Here is a 19,097-nt window from a genome sequence, read left to right as displayed (position 1 = left end):
GAAGCAACATGGCGGCGTCATCGCAAAAAACCGAAAATGCGTCACCCGCAGGGCTGCGAGCGACGCGCTTGTCAAGCTCATGCAATAGGATGAATGCCAGGTTCCAGCTACTGGCTGACAGAGTCGCCATCATGCAGGCCGATGATCACCGCCGCACCACCGATATCAGCGCCGCCCAACAGAACTGGAGCAAGGCCAAGTTTTACGCCTAATGTATCCAGCGCTCCGCTCATGCCGCCTACAACTGGATCGACTTTGATCGTCGCCACAATGCGAGCCTGCAATTCACGCCTACACGCCGCAAAACCGAAGATTTCGGCCCGGTCGCGTACAAATGCCCGGATGGGCAGGCGCTCCGGCCCTCATCCCGTCCGCCGGCATCAGACATCCGCACGTCGCCTTGGGCCTAAGCCTCTCCGATCACACCAACGTTTAGCCCAAGGCACTCCTGTCGCCGACAACAGACCAACAGCAGAAGCGTTCCCCACCTCCGCTGCCATTATCCTGCCGCCTACAGCCAGCTCACTGGCTGACGCCGTGATCTTTGTCCGCCGTTGCAGCCAGAACACCAGCCCCAAGAGCCATGCCGCCAAAAATAAGGGCCGGCGTGTAGTTGGTGCTGTTGGTATTGCCCGTCTGGGCCGTCTTCTCAGAACCCAAGACATTGAGGCAGATCTTATTCTCGACACGCGAGATATCGAGCGTCGAATTCGCCGGGACGCTCAGATTACAGCCACCGACCTGAACCGAAGCCGAGCCCTTGGAGCCAACCACGACACGGCTGCCGAAATCAAGCGCGCCGCCCGGTTGCGCCGGGCCATAGCCAGCCACCTGCGAGATCATCACGTCGCCATTGACGCTGCCGAGCGATCCAATCGGATTTACGCCGTTATAGGCGGTTGCACAGGTGCACGACCCATCCTGCGCGAAAGACGACACCGGGGCGAAGCCGGCCAACACAACAACTCCGGCCAACGCACTTTTCAAAACTAGGTTCATCCGCATCAATCCTTCTGTCCCACGTTACCTGAGGCCCACCCAACCGCTAAGATACTCAAAAGCGCGTAACAGCTTTCTGCGCCAATTCCAACCCATTTCGCAATTGCGAGATAATTTTTGGTTTCGGTGTGGTTGATTGAACACACCGTCAGAATATCGCAACGAACCATCTTTACAGCCGGCTACTAGCGGGCTAGCGGCGGAATGATCTGCCGCTACAGTCGCTCAGACACACTACACAAACCCTTGCAATCGACAATGTCGTGACATCGTCCGTCCAGCCTTCTTCCATTCGAGGCAAGAACTATGAACCTGGCGCGCAAGACTTGTAGTCGAGCCCGCCTGCGTGGGCTGCCCGCACAGAATGCCTGCCTCGACGAGCTTCGCAGCCAGATCCGTGCCGTCGGAGGTGGGGCACTGCACGACGACGGCGTCACGGAATTTCGGCGCGACATTGCCGTCGCACGGTGTCCCCAAGCCTACGGATTTGCATATCAAGGCGAGTCCTTGATAGTCCCGGCGCACGGCCTCGGTGACCATTGCGCGCATTGACGGGGGCTTGGTAAATGCGACGCCGCACAGCACGATCTTGCGGCCGTCGACCCGCAGATCGTCGATTGATTGGACGGCAAGCTTGCCATCGAACGATGTGGGAACTTCCACCGGCTTCGGCGCCTGTGCGCGAATATTCGTTCCCTTGTTGATGACGATGAAAAGAAAGCCGCCCGCAAACGCCAGCGCTATGAACGCAATACGGCCATCTTCCCGATCGACAATCCCCCACTCCCGATTCAATAAGTCAACGCGCGGCGGTTTTGGTCTTTTCAAACAAGGCGAGGAGTGCTGCCGCATAATCCCGTCGGCGGACCTGTTGCCGGCCTTGCAGCGCGATGACACTGTCGCGGGCAACAGTCGGGTGCCGCCCGATTTCAAGGAGACGCTGCGCCAGGATTTCGGCGTTGTCCGGCGGGAAGAAGAGCGCGTCCGGAGCCTGCTCGCGATGCAGCCGGATGTCGGACAGCAACATGGGCGCGCCCAGCGATTTCGCTTCTTCAACGGTGGTCGACCACCCCTCGAAATGGGACGGGTTTATCAGACAGTCCGTTGCACCTATCAGGGCGACGACGTCGTCATAGGGGATCAATCCGAGGTGTCGAAAATGGCTCTCAACCCGATACGTTTGCGCAAGGCCCATCAGACGCTTGAACAAGGTCGGGTCACGTGGGTCGGTCGTGCGCCCCGTGAGGACTATTGGCGGCACTGAGCCCAACGCCCCAAGCCGGTCTATATGCCTCAACGCGTCGACGACCAGTCCGTGATTCTTGTGGATCCAAAACTGGTTGGGCAGGAAAAGGAAGCGCTCGGGCAGATCATGCGCCCGGCGTGCGGCTTCGGTGCGCGCCATGACGGCGCCTGGATCGAGATCGATGGCGAAGCGCACCACGGCGGTCTTGCCGCGCGAAGCCGGGTAGAATGTTTCGCAATCGGCGAGCGCATCCTCGCTCGAGAGCATTATGGTGCGGTTGCCGGACGTCTGCAGACGGAAGCCGAGATCTCTGCGCCACCAGTCGCGGCGTGGAAACAGATGCGGCAGGCGACGGTGCTGAAAGTCAGGTATCCAGGAAATGACGGGCAGCGGAAACCGATTGCCGAACCACTGAGCGACCTCAAAGACAACATCGATGTCTTGTGCAACGACAATATCCGCGAATGCGCGATCACTTCCCCCAGCAAGTGCGATCAGCCCTCGCTTGCCGAGCCCGGCGCCTATTACCCGCTCATCAACGATAGCAGGCGCAGCCAACATATGATCGAAGGACGCGCCAACAGTTGAATGCTGCTCAGGTGTGAGAAACAGCTTCGCCTGAACCTTACCGCCCAACTCGGAGGCGATGACGCTCAACATGTTGCGTAGATAGGACTCGCCGCCTGACCAGGATCCGCGGCCAATGAGCGTGAAGCCGACGGTAATCAAGGCGCGGCGCGTCGCAGACGGCCGACCGGTTCGGCGAGAATTTCAGCACGATACCAATCGACATAGCCGCCAATGCCCTTGCTGAGCGGCACCTGCAACTGGAGCCCGTCCGGGACGCCGGAGGGATCGGAGATCAGATTGACGGGGTCGCCGGGCCGGGACTCTCCAGAAAACGAGAGGCGATGGTTCCCTCCCCAAGCCTTCAGAACCATGCTGGAAATCGTTCCGACGGATGCAGCGGCGCCGGCACCGCCATTATAGACGGCAAAGCTTGCCGCACTGGCGGGCAAGACGCGATGGATCAATCGCACGACATCCGAGACATGGTGCCAATCGCGCATTTCCGCTCCGGTGCCACCAAGCACAATGTCGGTTTCGCCGGCCGCGAGCCTGCCGCAGAGGTCCCAGAGAAGCTGCTTGCGCAGCCCCTCGCCATAGACGGAGAAAAGCCGGGCTACCGAGACCGGCTGCCCGTATGAGGCACAATGTGATCGGCCAAGCTCCTCAACCATGCGTTTGTGGTAGCCGTAGGGGGAGTAGGGATCGAGCGTGGCGTCGACCCTGATCGAGCCGACATGCCCGCCACCATAGACCGCAGCGGAAGATGCAAGAACGACAGGTGCATCGGGTGCGTGATGGCGCAAGAAATCGAGGACACAAGCAGTGGAACCGACGCTTTGTTCAAAGTCCTTCAGCGGCTCGGCGATTGACTGCCCAACCGTCGCACCGCCCGCAAGATGATATAGGGCCGCCGGGCGACCATATGCGGCCAGAGCAGCGCCCATCGTTTCCGCGGTCACGCCGCCGGAAAAAAAAGCGCCGCCAGTTGCGATGGCGAAACCAGGCGCTTCGCTTCGGCCGAAGCCGAGGACAAGCTGGCCTTGCTGGGCAAGAAATCGCGACAGATGCAGGCCGATAAAACCGCCGGCGCCAGTCACCCAGACAGGCTTAGACTCTTTTGATTGCGTCAAGAAGTCAGTCCTTCCCCGTGTTTGTGGCAAAGGAAAGAGACCAGGCGCCCAGGCCGACGGTCAAGTGATGCCGCGACACTGGCGACGGCACCAAAAGGCACAGGCGAAAGTGCCAAGCGAACAAGCGGGGAAAACGGACCAAAGATTTTGGCGAGCCTCTCGCGAATCTCAGATGGTGTCATTGGGTCGTAATTCACGACAGACTGGAACGAGATCAATTCGCGATCGATCATCAGCCCTGCCCCCTGAATCGCAGCGCGGTAGGCCGCCAGGGTAAAGGCGTTCTCTCCACCGTAGAGATGATGAAGCGGGTGAGCGCGCAGAAAAGGCTCGAGTTGCTGCGGCCCTGAGACCACGTGGTCGCGCAACGACAGGATCGTTGCTCCGTCGCGAGAGAGACGCACCATTTCGCGGCAGAAAGCTGGAAGGTCATGGGCATGATGAAGCACCTGCCGTGCGACGACCAAATCATAGCCTGCGGCGGACAACGGGATCGCCTCACCGAAGGCTTCGATCACATCGATGTGCGTGCCGGTCTTTTCGGCAAGCGTCCGGATTGCAGCGGCACCTACGAGTGCACTTGGATCGGGCTCGACGGCGGTTACCGACCAGCCTTCGCGCGCCAGGGCATAGGAGAGGATACCGTTGCCAGCGCCGAGGTCGAGGGCACGGCCTGCCTTGCGCGGGATCATGCTGCGGACCTCGTCGAACTCCGCGGATTCGTGATAGCGCTGTGCGGCCACGACCGGATCGTCGAAATAGGCAGCGCGGGCGAGCTCTTTCATCGACGGCTCGCTCATGCACCAGCGGACAGCATCTTCCCAAGTCATGGCCGCTTCAGGCATGGAGAGAAACCATATGCTGGATCATCCCCGTGATTTTCCGGCGACAACCGCGTGAGGTGGCGCGTTGTTGATCACAATGATCTCGCTCTCCCGCCAGATCAGATTGCCCACGACGGCCACCGCCAAGGCTTAGCTTGACGAGTGAGATAGCGCTTCGGTCATAAGCCCGCATGCTTCGCCCTTCCACCGTTCCAGGATAGTTTTCAGCGTCGGTGAGAAGCACGGCTCAAGCTTCTGTCACTTTTGCAGCAACGCGTCGATCACGCTTTAGTCAGGAGGTTGTTCTGAGCGTTCAGCTACGCTACCGTTTCCGGACTCGTCAAGTTCCGATCACGAGAATTCGAACCGCGTGGATTTCGACCGCGCAAAACTTGCTGGCGAAACAGGATACCGAGCAGTGGCGGCAATTCGCAGGCCTTCAGCTCGCCGCCATCTCAGGGCATCGATGCCGATTGTCTATCCGGGGAAGGTTCGCCGGCCGGGAGCGCGGGCCTAGCCGTCCCGTCGGATGGAGCGATCGGCTCGACCGTCGCCATGAGAGACCCTCAATTGATGGCTATAGATGACGAACGAAAGTGCGATTGAAGGGAGGCGTTGGCGTCGCATGATTCCCAATGAAAAGTTCTCCCTGTCCCGCCGCCGTCTGCTGACAGGAACCTTGGCACTTGGTGCCGCGACTGCCTTTGCTGCCGGATCGACCGCCTCGCCCGTCGGTCACGTCGGGTACCCCCGGGCCGGAAGCACGAGAGCGTCAGGCGGCCTTGTCGTCTTCGGCGACGATGGTACGGACGTCGCCGCTTGCGTTCGCGCCATGGCCCGGATTGAATCCATGGGAGGTGGAACCCTGACGTTCCCACGCGGGGTCTATAACTGGTCCTCGACGGACCTGAAGGCGCTGGGGCATCCGGGGATTGCGGTCCCGGCCAACTGCACCATCGACGGTAGCGGATCGGTCATCAATATCACCGGGTTGGACCAGATCTCCTATGTCTTCACCGCCATCGACGTCTCCCGGGTCACCGTCGCCGACCTGACGGTCATCGGCAACGGCGTGTCGACCGGCTACAACAACGGCGCTTTTATGAAGTTCGCCCTCAGCGCGACCGCGAAGGCAGGCATCGACTCCTTCACGTTGGACACCGTCGAACTCCAGAATTTCAAGGCTCCCTGGTGGGTGTTCGTCTACAATGAAAGTCCCTCGAGCCTCGAGATCCAGCACGTACGCGTCAACAGCCTGCGGGGCATTTCACGGCCGGGCAACTCACTGGACCCGACGAACATCGGCATGAACGCCGCGGTCGTAGCCTTCGTCAGCAGGGCCGAGGAGCCGGCGGACGCCGCGCAGGCAATCATCCGCGATGTGCTTGTGACCAACTTCTACGCCGAAGCGGCACACATCAAACAGGGCATCATCTTCGACTACAACGTCCACGACAGCGAGATGCGCGGCGCCGTGGTCCATAATGCCGGGCAGATGGGAGGCCACGACGGCACCGGCTGCTATGCTCTGCAGGTGTATGGCGCCAACAACCGCAACACGCGCATAACGGATGCGGTCCTGATCTCGCCACGCGACAATGGCATCTATGCCGTCAACGGCTCCGGCCTGGTCATCCAGAACACCACGGTACGCGGACAGACCAGCACCGCCGACACGACGCTGCCCAAGGCCGGTGTATCCGCCAACAGCGTGCAGCACCTGGTGATTTCCGGAGGAATATTCAGTGATAACGTGACCGACCTCTATTTGGGGATACGTGGCCCCGAGGCTAACGTCAGCGTCCAGAATGTGCGATGCGCCGGCGCTTCCAAGGCTGGCATCTGGGTGCAAGGCGCCGAGGCTGATGTCGGCGGTGCGACGATCACCGGGGCGCGTGTTACCGCCGGTGCAACGGGGCTTGCACTCTATTCGCCAAACGACACTGTCCATTACGTCAACAATGTCCGGGTCGCCGATAGCGATTTCGCGACCACCAACCTCACTGCGGTGAGTATCTCCTCCTCACCCACTCCGGCTCGCAATTGGATGTTCCGCGACGTGACCTGCACGTCGCGCGGGACAGCTTTCCAGGCCATTCAATTTGGCGGGCGGGTGACCATCCGAAACATGCGGCTGGTGCTGTCGGGTGGTGGAACGGCAGGGTACAGCGCCTTCCGTTGTTTTGGAGCCGGCACGATGATCGTCGATGGCCTGACCATCGTCGGTCAAAGGTTGGGCACCACCATGGACACGCGGGACTTTTTTGGGTCCCTGACGAACATCCGCTCGGAGAACTCCACCACCAAGCCCGTCTCCGCTTCGGCAGGAACGGCCCGACCGACATCCCCCGGCTTTCCAGGCGCTCGCATCCAGAACCTGGCGCCGGGTGCCGGTGGGTACCGCGAGTGGCAATGGGGCGGCCACGGATGGGTCGAGGTTGAGTGAGCGGCTACAGCGCCGCCCATCCCTTTCGGCGAATAGATGCGCTCCGCTGCCCGGCTATTTCCATAGATCCACCATGATGGAAAGCGGGCGTGGGCGGCTGGAGACGCGAGCATCCCTGTAGGACGTCCGCAACACCCTGCCATAGGATTCGTCGACGGGCTTGATGATCGCGCTGCCGTCCTGTCGGTACCCCTCAAGCACGTCCCACTTCGAGAACGGACTCGCGGATGCCAGCGCGGTAACGCTTTCGTAGGTGGGGAACCATAAATGCCCGCCGCCGGTGACGACGCCATTCTCATATTTTCCACCGCCGACGGGATCAAAGACAAGCCGGTCCCCCTCCTTGATCGAGCGATCCCGGTAGATATCGCAACCGTAGTCAGGCATGCTCATCCGGAGCAATCCACCCGGCTTCAGCACGGCGTGAACATACGTTAAGATATGAGGCAGTTTCTCATAGGAAATATGCTCGAAAACGTCCTCGGATTGATAGATATCGATGCATTCCTCCAGCGGCATCGGCTGGGTCACGTCGTGGTGGATATTACGCGGGGACGGGCTGAACGGCGTCAGTCCTATGTGTGTGTGGAACTGCGGAAGATTACGCGTCAGCCGGCCCGCGTAGAGCTTGCCGCACGACCGCGCCATGTCCCAAGTTGCGACAGGAAGCCCCCAAACTGCCAGGCGTCGTTCGACCTCGTCGGCAATCTTTCCAAGCATATACATCTCCAAAACCAGTCACCCGACAAAGACCATCTTTGCCTTCGATTTCGTCTGTATCGTAATGCATGCGCCCAAACTGCGCAGCGGTTTGGGACGTCAAGACGCATCAAGCAAAGGCAAGCGCACGCATAACCCCTTGGAATGCGACACGCTTCGTAACTTATACCGCCAAAAAACGCGCCCGCCAGCCCTTAGAGTCTTGCGGCGGGATCCGACTGCAACTTCGGCGGGTCCGGCGATCAGTTCCTTCACCTCAACAGTCTGGATGGGCTTGCCGGTTCCCGATAGGGCAAGCGCCAAGGCTTGCGCGGCATCCGAGGCGGCGGCGCGCCATAGGCTATCATCAGCACCATTATCAGGCCTCCGCCGGTGACGAGACTGGTGAACAGTGATGTGTTTCCCATCGCCATGATGAACGGGATCGAGACCGTCGCCGCGAACGGCAGCCTGTCAGGGGTAACGACCTTGTTTGCAAGGCTGAGAAGCACGCCAACAACAATACCGATAATGACGACACCCATCATCCCATAGGCCGCTATTCCGTCCGTGGCCCAGAAATGGGAGTTGGCATTGAACCCAGTGCCGCCGACGAGACGGGCACCAACAACGTATCCAAGCGGCGCCTTGTATGGATAGTCAACGATCAGGTTCAGGATGTTGGCATGCGACCAATAGGTCAGCGTACTGCTGGAAAACACGTCAGCATAAACGCCGGTCATGGCGCCCTGGATGCCGAGGGTTCGTATGTAGATCAACGTGACAATGTCCAGCATTGTTTCGCCAGGCTGGTAGTGGGTGGCTGCAAGAAGCCCGAGAACAACAAACGTCAGCGCGGCAAAGCCGAATGCAAGTCGCGGAGTCGAAATGCGGCCTTTCGCAAGCGCGAAAAAGTAAAAGCCGAACGTCACCACAATGATCACCAGCATTATCTTGCCCGCGAACGCCATGAACACGACGACTTGCCCCGCGGCACCGACTGCGATCGCCCACCGCCGTGTACGGTCGAACAAGCCAACCGCGATAAGATACGGGTTCATTGCATTCGAGAGCCATCCCGTCAGATACAGCGCGAGCGTGCTCGTCTGGGTGTCGCCGAACCGGGCGCGCTGCTCGTAGAGTTCGCGCATTCCGGAGAACGACATCATTCCCCTGTATGTTCCGATGTAGAAAACGATGGCGGCTAAATAGACAGAAAAAAAGACAAAGAAAAAAGCATTGGCCGACACTTGGCGAATTAGAGAATACGATTTGAATTGAATCAGTTTCGGGATGTATATTATCAAAAAGAACGACGCAGCTAAAGAAAGCATCAGCGATGGCGCGTCAAAACTGATGTACCCTTGCATCGCTACGACAAGAATAGAAGGGACAAAAATCGTTAGATACAACATCCAGCAAAAAAAATCAGAATACTTTGCTATTGAAATAGGCATAATAAAAGCGAATACACCTACAATACAGTAGGCAAGCGTCATGCGATCTGGATTATCGACGTAGGGGAAGCCTAAATAGTAGAAATTAACAGTCGCCCAATCGACGTAGATATCCACAAACAAGATGACGTACACCGCCACCCAAAACAGGACGAACACCCGCGTGTAGCTAATATTCTCCGGTCGCAGGTATTCCAATTGCTCCATCTCCGTCGAGCTGATATGCGGCCTGTGTCGCCCAAGCCTTACTGCCACCAAAAAGGTGCGTCCATAGCTAATTCGCCCTCTCGTCCCTCATTCCTGGCGCTCGATCTGCTGCGCGCGGGCGCAGCACTGGTCGTCATGATGGCGCACCTGCGCGGCTATTCTCTGCCGGCTTACGGTGCGCTTCCGGCATCCGACAAGGGCATGATCACCGCCCTGTTCTATGCCGTCACCCGTCCCGGACATCCGGCGGTGATGGTTTTCTTCGTCCTGAGCGGTTTTCTTGTGGGCGGGCAAGCCATCCGGCACCTTCGGGAGGGTCGTTTCGACTTCCAGCGCTACGCCGTCGACAGGGCGACGCGGATATTCATCCCGCTGGTTCCCGCTTTGCTGTTGACGGCTCTCGTCGCGGTCAGTGTCGGTTCCATTTTCCCAATCCAGGACATTGTAGCGCATATCGTCGCCCTCAACGGTGTGGTGACGCCCACCGCACGGGCCAATGCGCCGCTATGGAGCCTCGCGTACGAGATCTGGTTTTATGTGCTCATGGGCTGTATCGGATATGCGATTTCGCGCCGCACTTTCTCGATCGGGTCGTTTGCCGGACTGGCCGCCGTCGCGTTGGTCTTCAGCGTGCTGGAGAGCAGCTACCTGCTGTTCTGGCTGCTCGGCGCGCTTGTCGCCGCCTACCCGCCGCGCTCATTGTGGGTCGCCTATGCAGGGTTCGCGGCATTTGTTGGCGGCGTGTTCTTCTCGCAGATGGTTTCGGATGGCGGACCATGGGCCGGCTATGCAACAGGCCCGGCCGACACGATGCTGTGCGTTGGCCTCGCCGCGCTCCTGCCGGCTCTCTGCCACGAGCGGGTGAACCGACTTCTGGAGCCCGCGGCCTGGCCGATCCGGGGCATGAGCGCGATGTCCTATTCGCTCTACATCTTTCACTATCCGGTGCTCGTATACCTGACCGCCAACTACATGCCTGCGACGCTTGGATTGGGCGGAGGAGGCATCACTTCGCTGGTCCTCAAAGGTGCCGTCTGCTTTGCAGTGTGCTTGGTTTTCTATCTGCTCTTCGAGCGAAGGACGGTGGCCTTCCGCAACCGAATCAACGGCACGGTTTCGGCCCAGCCGTAAAAGCCTGCATCGGAGCCTCTCGACGCTCCGAGAAAACAGATTGGCGCCGTGGCCGGCCATTTCACCAATTCGGCAAAGACTACCCGGAACCTACCGGCGCGGACCGGCAGCTCGGCCTCGGTGCAGTCGGGCTGCGGCGCGCCGGCAAGGCGGTTCAGCGATCGAATCATCCGCTAAACCAGCTCGAGAAACCGCTCAAATTGTCGTTCTTTGCTATATTCTTCACGAATCGCGCGGTGCCCGGCCCAACCAACCGCGTTCCAACTTCCATCATTCAATTGCCGTTCGATTCTTTGCGTCGCGTCCTGCGGCTGCTCATAAACGGCCATGGTTTCCCCATCGCGCATCGGTGCGGGGTAGATGCCGGAATCAGAGACCAGCAGAGCCCCAGCTCCCATCGTTTCGAAACAGCGCATGTTGCCTCGGTCAGGGCCTGCCATGTCGATCGAAGCGTTGACCACGACCTTGGCCCTTCCAAGTTGTTCGTACATGGCGCGCCCGAACACAGGGGGCGCGCTAACGTTGCGGATCGCAGGCGGGCGGCGCACCGCTTTCAGAGGGCCGAACCAGCCGAGCGGCGTCTCGGCGAGTGGCGTATAACGTGACAAGTCCAAATGGAAAACAACGCGGTGGCGGCTGGCCAGACGTGCGACCGCTTCCAATATCTGCCGCCGACGCTGGTGATGGCGACTGTAGCCGCCGAAAAAAAGGACATCGATGTCCCTGTTGCGATTCGCGGCCACACCGTCCAGTTCCGGATCGTGGGCGGGGAAGAAGTGAGCCGTCCTGGCGCCCTGCTCCTCCCAAAGCTGTCGCATGGTCGGAAAATTGCAAAGCACGAGATCATAGCCGGAAAAGTCAATCTTGCCTGGCGCGGCTCGCCAGGCAATCTTTCGTTTCACGTGCCCAGGCAAGCGGCTCACAAAAGCGGCGTCGTAGCGAAATGGGTCGAGATTATAGAAGATATCCGTCTTGTGATGCTCGATCTGGGCAAGAAGGATATCGGCCAGCGGCGTATCTTGGCCAAGCCCGTTTTCGCGTGCCCAAGCCCGCTGCAGCAATTCATCGTCGCCGTTCGTAAAGAACGCCTCCGGATGACCGCCGAGTACCGGCGAAAGGATATGTGCTGCGCCGTAACGATCATTTAAGAACACGTCCTTTTGCCGTTCGAAGCCGCTGATTCCTGCGACGAGGCCGGCAAGTCGAGGCCGATAGCTTGGGGTAATCCCAGAATTCTGAAAAAGTCGCATGGTCCCGTTCTAGCTATTGCGTGGGTTTTGTAGCGCTGATGACGAACCCGGAACAGAAGAAGCGCCATTTCAGCAGTGCGCAAAGATTCTCGAACAGAGTGACGGAAAGGTACGCCGGCAAGAAGAAAGCAAAATAGTCGCTGGCACGGTAAAACGACTTGGCGTCTACCTGCTCAAATCCCTGATTCCGAAACAGCTTCGTCATGTCCGAAGGGGAGCAATGGTCGAAAAAGGCCGGATAACCGGTAACGCCGACGGCCGCTGGCCTGAGGTACGGGATCAACCATCTTTGCATAACGGGTCCGACGATCCGCAATGCCACCGAATAGGGATGCCACTTCGACGGGATATAGTGATGCATCACGCCACCTGGCCGCAGCGCCAGGAACATGGAGCGCGCCGCAGCCTTGTTATCAGGCACATGCTCCATCAATGTGATCGAAATGAGCATGTCCGCCTCGACATCAACGGGCTGCTCGATAGACTGGACGACAAACCGATCGTAGATGCGGTAGCAGTCCGGCTTTTCCTCGATATCGAGACCGATATAAGTGAACCCCCTACCCTGCTCCAGAAGCGGCCGGTCGATCCCGCCGACCTCGAGGATGGCCGACGGCTTTAGGCGCGCAACATCCTCGGCAATGCGTCGCTCGAGCTCCGCCTTATAAGACGGCGCGCCGAAAATTCGGGGAAAGTGGCGTTCCAGCCATGCTGCGGCATCCCTGTTCCAACCAATAAACGACCTGAGAACCACCGCACCACCCTTCGCGCCAACAGTTTTGCTGGAAGACAACATTTACTTTGCGACCCTGAGCTTCATGCCACGACCGGTTCGCCCTTTTCGGCTTGCCTGCTTGCCGCTCTCGTTGCCCGGTCGCAGAATGCAAGGTGAAGAGCATAGCTGACGGCAGTGGCTACACCGTACCAGATCATGACACTCATCGGATTGTCGATGCCCACCCAACCGAGCCAGCCGAAAACACACAAAGTGAAAATAAACCGGCTCAACTCCCACGTGAACTGAAGCGACTGACGGTCGACAACGACAAGGGTCATCGTCAGCGCGATGGCTACGAAACGCACATAAGCGATTGGAAATCCGATGGCGCAAAGCCTGCCTGCCAACGCCCAATCGGCGCCGAAGACGAGCGGGACTACACTTGCCGACAGTACCATTCCAATCAGCGTTGGCACCAAGCCGATAGCAAGAAGGTAGAGGAGCGAACGTCGAAATGCCTTGTTCAAACCTTGCTTATCAGTACGGTAAAGTGTCGAGAATTCCCCGGTAAAGACCTGCGAAATGGCCAGCGCGATGATCGCGACCGGCATCAGGATGAACCGTTCGACGAGGGCATACTGCCCTGCGACTTTCAGATCGAACAGTGCCAGAAAGGCGAATGGCGGAACCGCCGCGCTAAGCGCGGACAACAGCGCCCCCGGAAATGTGAGAAAGCCGTATTTCTTGAAGCGAACCGCGGTAAGTCTCATCGTCGCAACGGAGATCGGAGAGACCAGGGTCCGCCAGAGCTTGCCGCTGCCGCGCAAAATAGCGAGGCTTCCGACAATTCTCCCAAACGCGTCGGCCAAGACGAGGCCAACTCCGAAGAAAGGCAAGACCGCGCATCCGAGCGCGCCGATCGAAAAGCCGATCGACTGCGAAATCTTCGAACGGGCGCTGAGACTGTAGTTGCGCTCCCGAATCGGCAGAAAGGTCAGCATTTGATAGATGCCAGCGACAATCATCGCAGCGGGCACGATAAAGATAATGTCTCGCAGAGGCGATGCGCCACTGGGCATCCACAGATCGACCACCCAGGCGACAAGAACACCCCCCACCCCCGTCAAAATGCATAGTCGAAACGTGAACTTCAGCAGATTGTCCAAGATCCTGCCTGATCTCGCTCCAAGAATCGCGACCTCGTACCGAAACGCGGAAAACATGATCGCCACGTTCATTATGGACAAATAGATCTGATATCGACCGAACGATTCGGAGTCGTACAAGCGCGTCAAGGCAGGGAGAACTGCAATCGCAATAAGTTGCGCTACAACCGAACCCGACAGGACGGTCAGGATGCTTCGAAACATTCCGAACTGCCAAGTGTGAGAATGGGGACAATTTTCGCCTGACGCAAAGCTTGGCCGGCAAATTGCCGAACCATGGGGAAGAGCCAATTTCCCGTGCTAGGCAGTTCCGTAACGAGGTTCAGGATATAAGCTCCGATCCGTCTTGTTCTTGGGTTGTCCATCGATGGAGTTCTTGCGGATGTCGTTACTCATTCGCGCGACCACCGTGGATCGCGAGACTCGATGGACGCAAGTCTCGATGCATATAGATCCAAGGGCGCGCCCGCTAGGTGTCGCGCCTTGGTGTTCGAGGCCACCACGCCTTGATGACCGGCAACCGAGATCGCCGGCCTCTAAGCGAGATGATCGTTGCCAGAGTGCGGCTTTGAGAAAAATTGTCCGATTTTCCGCGCCGGTTTGGCAACAAGCGCGTAGTCGAGAGGACCCGATCCGAGCCACCGGCGGCGTGCCCGCAGCGCTTCCAGATTGTGGCCGATATGCGAGGCAAGGCTTCGCGTGCTGGCCCCGCCAACCATCATATCCACAAGCACATGGCTAGTCGCAGCGATTCGGAAACCATGGAGCTCAACCGCTCTCAACATCCAATCATAATCCGATGCCACTTTGAGGCTGAGGTCGAATGCACCGACCGCGTCCGCCACCTTCCGCTTGACGTAGAACGTTGGATGGGCCGGCATCCAGCCGGCGCGAAAACCTTTGGCGGGTCGGGCCGCGGCACGCCAACGTCGTACCACGCGCTTGCTCAGATGGTCTTCGACAAAATCCAGATGGCCATGCACGATGTCGGCCTGTTCGAGCCCTGCCGAGATCCGTCCCAGCGCCGTACGATCGTGGAAGCAATCGTCTGAATTCAGCACGCCAACCGCATCTCCGGTATAGAGGCGCAGCCCTTTGTTTAGCGCATCATACATCCCGCTGTCGGGCTCGCTGACCAGCCGGATCTGGTCCTGTGGGTAAGACCGGACTATTGCCAGCGTCTCGTCCGACGAATTGCCGTCGATGATCACCAGTTCCTTATCGCCATGATCCTGGGCCAGGAAGCTGTCGATCGTATGCCTGATCGTGGCCGCGGAGTTCCAACAGACGGTCAAGACCGAAATTTTCATGCCGACCCGGTCCAGCGCCGCTTACTGTGCCGCAACGCGAATGCGATCCTCGTCGAGGCGCCGATGTTCGGATTCCCGCCGTACCGTTTCGAGGTCGGACTGGACCATTTCCTGGACCATTGTCGCCAGCGACGTTGTTGCCTTCCAACCGAGAACGCGCTCCGCTTTCGAAGCGTCGCCGATCAGAAGCTCAACTTCGGTCGGTCTGAAATAGCGCGGGTCCACCTCGACCAGAACAGCACCGGATTTCGCATTGATGCCTTTTTCATCTATGCCGGAACCAACCCATTGGATCTCGGTCCCGACCTCATTGAATGCAAGCTCGACAAAACGGCGGACCGAGTTCTTGACCCCAGTTGCAAGGACATAATCGTCGGGCACATCATGCTGAAGAATTCTCCACATGCCTTCGACATAGTCGCGGGCATGGCCCCAATCGCGTTCAGCCGACAGGTTGCCGAGGTAGAGTTTGTCCTGAAGGCCGAGGCTTATCGCGGCAGCCGCGCGCGTGATCTTGCGGGTGACAAATGTCTCGCCGCGCATCGGGCTCTCGTGATTGAACAGGATGCCGTTGGATGCATGGATGTCGTAAGCTTCGCGGTAGTTCACTGTGATCCAGTAGGCATAGATCTTTGCCGCCGCATAGGGTGACCGGGGATAAAAGGGCGTCGTCTCCCGTTGCGGGATCTCCTGCACCTTGCCGTAGAGCTCGGACGTCGATGCTTGATAGAAACGCGTCTTTTTTGTCAGGCCAAGCAGCCGGATCGCTTCGAGCAGGCGCAATGTGCCGATCGCGTCGGCATTCGCCGTGTATTCGGCAGTCTCGAAGCTCACCTGGACATGCGATTGTGCGGCAAGATTGTAGATTTCGTCTGGCTGCACTTCCTGGACGATGCGGATGAGGTTGGTGGCGTCCGTCATATCGCCATAATGCAGCGACAGCCTTACGTTCTTTTCATGCGGATCCTGATAGAGATTATCGATGCGACCAGTGTTGAACGACGACGACCGCCGCTTGATGCCATGGACATTGTAGCCCTTTGCCAAGAGAAGTTCCGCCAGATAGGCGCCGTCCTGGCCGGTGATGCCGGTGATGAGCGCGGTCTTCCTAGTCATTGTGCTTTCTCCGAGGTCGATACGACGGTATTTTCAACGCTGATCAGCGCAACTTTAGACATTGCAAATAACCATTTTCAAAACAGCTGGTGGTTATCCTCATCCCGCGAAGCTTGTGGGCCGCGGCTTGGCTACGTCGACTAGCGATCTTTACCGCCTTGTCAACGCGCGCCAAATCCCGTCAGCATGGTTCGGATGGTACGAAACACGATCAGCACGTCGAGCCAAGGGGAGAAATTCTTGATGTAGTAGAAGTCGTAGTGAAGCTTTTCCAAGACGTCGTCGACGGCTGCAACATGGCCCTGGTTGACTTGCGCCCATCCGGTAATGCCAGGCCGAACGATGTGGCGGTAGCGATAGAATGGCAGCTCCGCCTCGTACCATTTCGACAGTACAAGTGCTTCCGGCCGCGGTCCGATCCAGCTCATCTCGCCGCGCAGGATGTTGAAGGCCTGCGGCAACTCGTCGATCCTGGACTTTCTCAAGAACTGTCCCAAACGGGTGATGCGTGTGTCGCCGGCTTTCGTGATGGCCGCTTCCTTCTCGTCGACAGCGGTCTCGCTGAGCTTCATCGTTCTAAACTTGTAGACCTCGTAGGGATGACCTCTATAGCCCATTCGCTTCTGTCTAAATAGCGCCGGTCCAGGCGAATCGATCTTTACAGCAATCGCCACGAACAACAGCAATGGTGAGAAAACAACAAGCACAAATAGCGCAGAAGCCCAGTCTATCGCCTGCTTTATTTTCAGGTAAGCCTGGTTTGGATTCAAGGAGCCTAGAGTATTTTCAGAAAGATGCTCGATCTCCACCCTGCCTGTGAGCGACTCGCTTATTTGCTTGACATGATAGACCGGCGTTCCCGAGAGCGCGCTGTCGGCAATATACCGCTCCCACTCATCTGAAAGGTCGGCTCGAAGATCGGCCACCACGCCGGTCGCATACTCGACGACCGTGTCAGGCGAATGAATCCTGTGCCAGCTAACGCCCGGTATGCTCTCCAGCCTGTTGACGTCTCCGCCGGGAATGATCGCCAGTCGGTGTGCATCGAGCCGCCGGGTGGCCAAGCTCAAACCAAAATACCACAATGTCGATTGAATGAAGCTCGCCGCTGCCTGGAACCGGCTGTAATCGAACCTGAAGAAGAAGATCGTCGCGAACACCAGGCCGTAGGTCAGGGCGAAGGTTGGCAGGATGTAGCCAGCCGCTGCAACGCCCGGGAAATTGCCGATGCGCTTATAAAAGGAATAACCTGTCGTGTGAGCGATAAGCGCCGCAAAGATCGTGACCTGCAGGTTCGGTGACCGGATCACATCCTGATCGACCGACAGGCGGATCAGCGCCGGCAGCAGAATCGCGAATGTCAATCCGCCAAGCAGCTGAAAGCGCATCCGGAGCAGGAGATGCCGTTTGTTGGGTAAATGGATGGTGGTGGCGATCAATTTGAATCCCGCGAATCAACCCGGACGTTCACCTGACAAGATGCCGCTCTCGGCCAACGCTGGAATAGGTTATCCCTTCCCTGACGACGTCCTCGCCGCGATAGACGTTTCGCAGGTCGACCATCACCGGCGTCGCCATGACTGCACGGAGCCGCTTCAGATCCAGTGACCGAAACGCGTTCCACTCGGTGACAATGACGATCGCGTGCGCGCCATCGGCCACCGCGTAGGCGCTTTCTCCGAATTCAATGCCCTCTATCATCTTGCGCGCCTGCTCCATGCCGACCGGATCATAGGCCTTGATCGAAGCGCCTGCGTCCTGGAGTGCCTGAATGATGGCCAATGAGGGGGCGTCGCGCATATCGTCGGTGTTCGGCTTGAACGTAAGGCCGAGGATACCGATGGACTTGCCGCGCACAGAGCCGCCGCAGGCCTCAACCACCTTGCGCGCCATCGCCCGTTTACGCTGGTCGTTTATCGAGACCGTCGTTTCAATCAGCCGCACCGGGCTTGCCGCGTCCTGCGCGGTCTTGACCAGTGCCAGCGTATCTTTCGGGAAACAGGAACCGCCATAGCCCGGCCCGGCGTGAAGGAACTTTGCGCCGATGCGGTTGTCCATGCCGATGCCGCGCGCGACGTCCTGCACATCGGCTCCCAACCGTTCGCAGAGATCGGCAATTTCGTTGATGAAGGTGATCTTCATGGCCAGAAACGCGTTGCCGGCATATTTGGTAAGCTCCGCCGTACGCCGGCTCGTATAGAATATCGGTGCGACATTCAGCGAGAGTGGACGGTAGATCTCGCCCATGACGGCTTTGGCCCGTTCGGCATCGGTCCCGACAATGATGCGGTCGGGCCGTTTGAAGTCCTCGATTGCCGATCCTTCGCGAAGAAATTCCGGATTGGAGACCACCGCAAAATCGGCGGCGGGATTTTGCTCGCGGATGATCCGTTCCACCTCATCGCCGGTACCGACAGGGACGGTCGATTTCGTCACCACAACCGTAAACCCCTTGAGCGCGCGGCCAACTTCGGCGGCCGCGTCGTAGACGAAGGATAAATCGGCATGGCCGTCGCCACGCCGCGACGGCGTGCCCACGGCAATGAAGACGACATCCGATTGCGAAACCGCATCGGCCAGATTGTCATCGAAACGCAAGCGACCTTGCGCGGTGTTGGTCGTAACGAGGTCGTCGAGCCCTGGCTCATAGATCGGTATCTTGCCAAGTTTGAGCATGGCAAGCTTTTCCGCGTCACGATCGACGCAGCAGACCTGATGGCCAAAATCGGCGAAGCAGGCGCCCGAGACGAGCCCCACATAGCCGGCACCAATCATTGTTATCCGCATATCGCGTACTCTCAATCAGCGCCGACGAGACGATCTCGCCA

General features: G+C 58.6%; 16 protein-coding genes and 1 pseudogene. 2 read left to right on the top strand and 15 right to left on the bottom strand.

Translation table 11 applies throughout. The features are described 5' to 3' along the window. Positions 1-107 precede the first annotated feature (107 nt). From NKJ40_RS01035 to NKJ40_RS01010, 6 genes are all read right to left on the bottom strand, one after another. Positions 108-269: a hypothetical protein gene (locus NKJ40_RS01035; RefSeq protein WP_352464027.1), complete on the bottom strand. Its 162-nt coding sequence runs from the start codon at positions 267-269 to the stop codon at positions 108-110. A gap of 253 nt (positions 270-522) precedes the next feature. Continuing rightward, positions 523-999, bottom strand: a complete 477-nt coding sequence (locus tag NKJ40_RS01030) for a hypothetical protein (RefSeq protein ID WP_352464026.1) — start codon at positions 997-999, stop codon at positions 523-525. Positions 1,000-1,233: 234 nt separating this feature from the next. Then, positions 1,234-1,794, bottom strand: a complete 561-nt coding sequence (locus NKJ40_RS01025) for a hypothetical protein (RefSeq protein WP_352464025.1) — start codon at positions 1,792-1,794, stop codon at positions 1,234-1,236. A 4-nt stretch (positions 1,795-1,798) separates the two neighbouring features. Then, on the bottom strand, positions 1,799-2,974 hold the full coding sequence (locus tag NKJ40_RS01020) for a glycosyltransferase family 4 protein (RefSeq protein ID WP_352464024.1): 1,176 nt from the start codon (positions 2,972-2,974) through the stop codon (positions 1,799-1,801). Beyond that, a complete protein-coding gene (locus tag NKJ40_RS01015) occupies positions 2,971-3,945 on the bottom strand; it encodes an NAD-dependent epimerase/dehydratase family protein (RefSeq protein ID WP_352464023.1) in 975 nt (324 codons plus the stop codon). Before NKJ40_RS01015 ends, NKJ40_RS01020 begins: the two co-directional genes overlap by 4 nt. Next, the gene (locus tag NKJ40_RS01010) at positions 3,942-4,790 is read right to left on the bottom strand and encodes a class I SAM-dependent methyltransferase (protein WP_352464022.1); all 849 of its coding nucleotides are present in this window, start codon (positions 4,788-4,790) and stop codon (positions 3,942-3,944) included. Before NKJ40_RS01010 ends, NKJ40_RS01015 begins: the two co-directional genes overlap by 4 nt. 604 nt (positions 4,791-5,394) lie before the next feature. Here NKJ40_RS01010 and NKJ40_RS01005 point away from each other — a divergent pair. Then, positions 5,395-7,215 carry a right-handed parallel beta-helix repeat-containing protein gene (locus NKJ40_RS01005; RefSeq protein ID WP_352464021.1) on the top strand — a complete coding sequence of 607 codons (1,821 nt, stop codon included), beginning with the start codon at positions 5,395-5,397 and terminating at the stop codon, positions 7,213-7,215. 54 nt (positions 7,216-7,269) lie between these two features. Here the strand turns inward: NKJ40_RS01005 and NKJ40_RS01000 are convergent, their stop codons facing one another. Both NKJ40_RS01000 and NKJ40_RS00995 read right to left on the bottom strand, forming a co-directional pair. Beyond that, positions 7,270-7,935 carry a class I SAM-dependent methyltransferase gene (locus tag NKJ40_RS01000; RefSeq protein WP_352464020.1) on the bottom strand — a complete coding sequence of 222 codons (666 nt, stop codon included), beginning with the start codon at positions 7,933-7,935 and terminating at the stop codon, positions 7,270-7,272. Positions 7,936-8,186: 251 nt separating this feature from the next. Then, positions 8,187-9,569, bottom strand: a complete 1,383-nt coding sequence (locus NKJ40_RS00995; protein WP_352464019.1) for a hypothetical protein — start codon at positions 9,567-9,569, stop codon at positions 8,187-8,189. Between the two features lie 24 nt (positions 9,570-9,593). On the opposite strand from NKJ40_RS00995, the gene NKJ40_RS00990 reads away from it, so the two are divergent. Continuing rightward, the gene (locus NKJ40_RS00990) at positions 9,594-10,709 is read left to right on the top strand and encodes an acyltransferase family protein (RefSeq protein ID WP_352464018.1); all 1,116 of its coding nucleotides are present in this window, start codon (positions 9,594-9,596) and stop codon (positions 10,707-10,709) included. Positions 10,710-10,882: 173 nt separating this feature from the next. Here the strand turns inward: NKJ40_RS00990 and NKJ40_RS00985 are convergent, their stop codons facing one another. The 7 genes and pseudogenes from NKJ40_RS00985 to NKJ40_RS00955 form a co-directional block, all read right to left on the bottom strand. Next, on the bottom strand, positions 10,883-11,959 hold the full coding sequence (locus tag NKJ40_RS00985; protein WP_352464017.1) for a glycosyltransferase family protein: 1,077 nt from the start codon (positions 11,957-11,959) through the stop codon (positions 10,883-10,885). A 13-nt stretch (positions 11,960-11,972) separates the two neighbouring features. Beyond that, on the bottom strand, positions 11,973-12,755 hold the full coding sequence (locus NKJ40_RS00980) for a methyltransferase domain-containing protein (protein WP_352464016.1): 783 nt from the start codon (positions 12,753-12,755) through the stop codon (positions 11,973-11,975). 20 nt (positions 12,756-12,775) lie between these two features. Beyond that, on the bottom strand, positions 12,776-14,047 hold the full coding sequence (locus NKJ40_RS00975; RefSeq protein ID WP_352464015.1) for a lipopolysaccharide biosynthesis protein: 1,272 nt from the start codon (positions 14,045-14,047) through the stop codon (positions 12,776-12,778). Between the two features lie 332 nt (positions 14,048-14,379). Continuing rightward, entirely contained in the window at positions 14,380-15,153 is a 774-nt protein-coding gene (locus NKJ40_RS00970) for a glycosyltransferase family 2 protein (RefSeq protein WP_352464014.1), read from the bottom strand. Then, positions 15,150-16,269: pseudogene (gene gmd, locus NKJ40_RS00965) on the bottom strand (GDP-mannose 4,6-dehydratase). Before gmd ends, NKJ40_RS00970 begins: the two are co-directional and overlap by 4 nt. 161 nt (positions 16,270-16,430) lie before the next feature. Further along, positions 16,431-17,708 (bottom strand): sugar transferase, encoded by a 1,278-nt coding sequence (locus tag NKJ40_RS00960; protein ID WP_352464013.1) that lies wholly within the window; start codon positions 17,706-17,708, stop codon positions 16,431-16,433. Positions 17,709-17,736: 28 nt separating this feature from the next. Next, positions 17,737-19,056 carry a UDP-glucose dehydrogenase family protein gene (locus NKJ40_RS00955; RefSeq protein WP_352464012.1) on the bottom strand — a complete coding sequence of 440 codons (1,320 nt, stop codon included), beginning with the start codon at positions 19,054-19,056 and terminating at the stop codon, positions 17,737-17,739. Between the last annotated feature and the right edge of the window lie 41 nt (positions 19,057-19,097).

The organism is Mesorhizobium sp. M0119 (assembly GCF_040322615.1).
Classification (GTDB): Bacteria; Pseudomonadota; Alphaproteobacteria; order Rhizobiales; family Rhizobiaceae; genus Mesorhizobium.
This window is presented reverse-complemented; position numbering and strand designations above follow the sequence as displayed.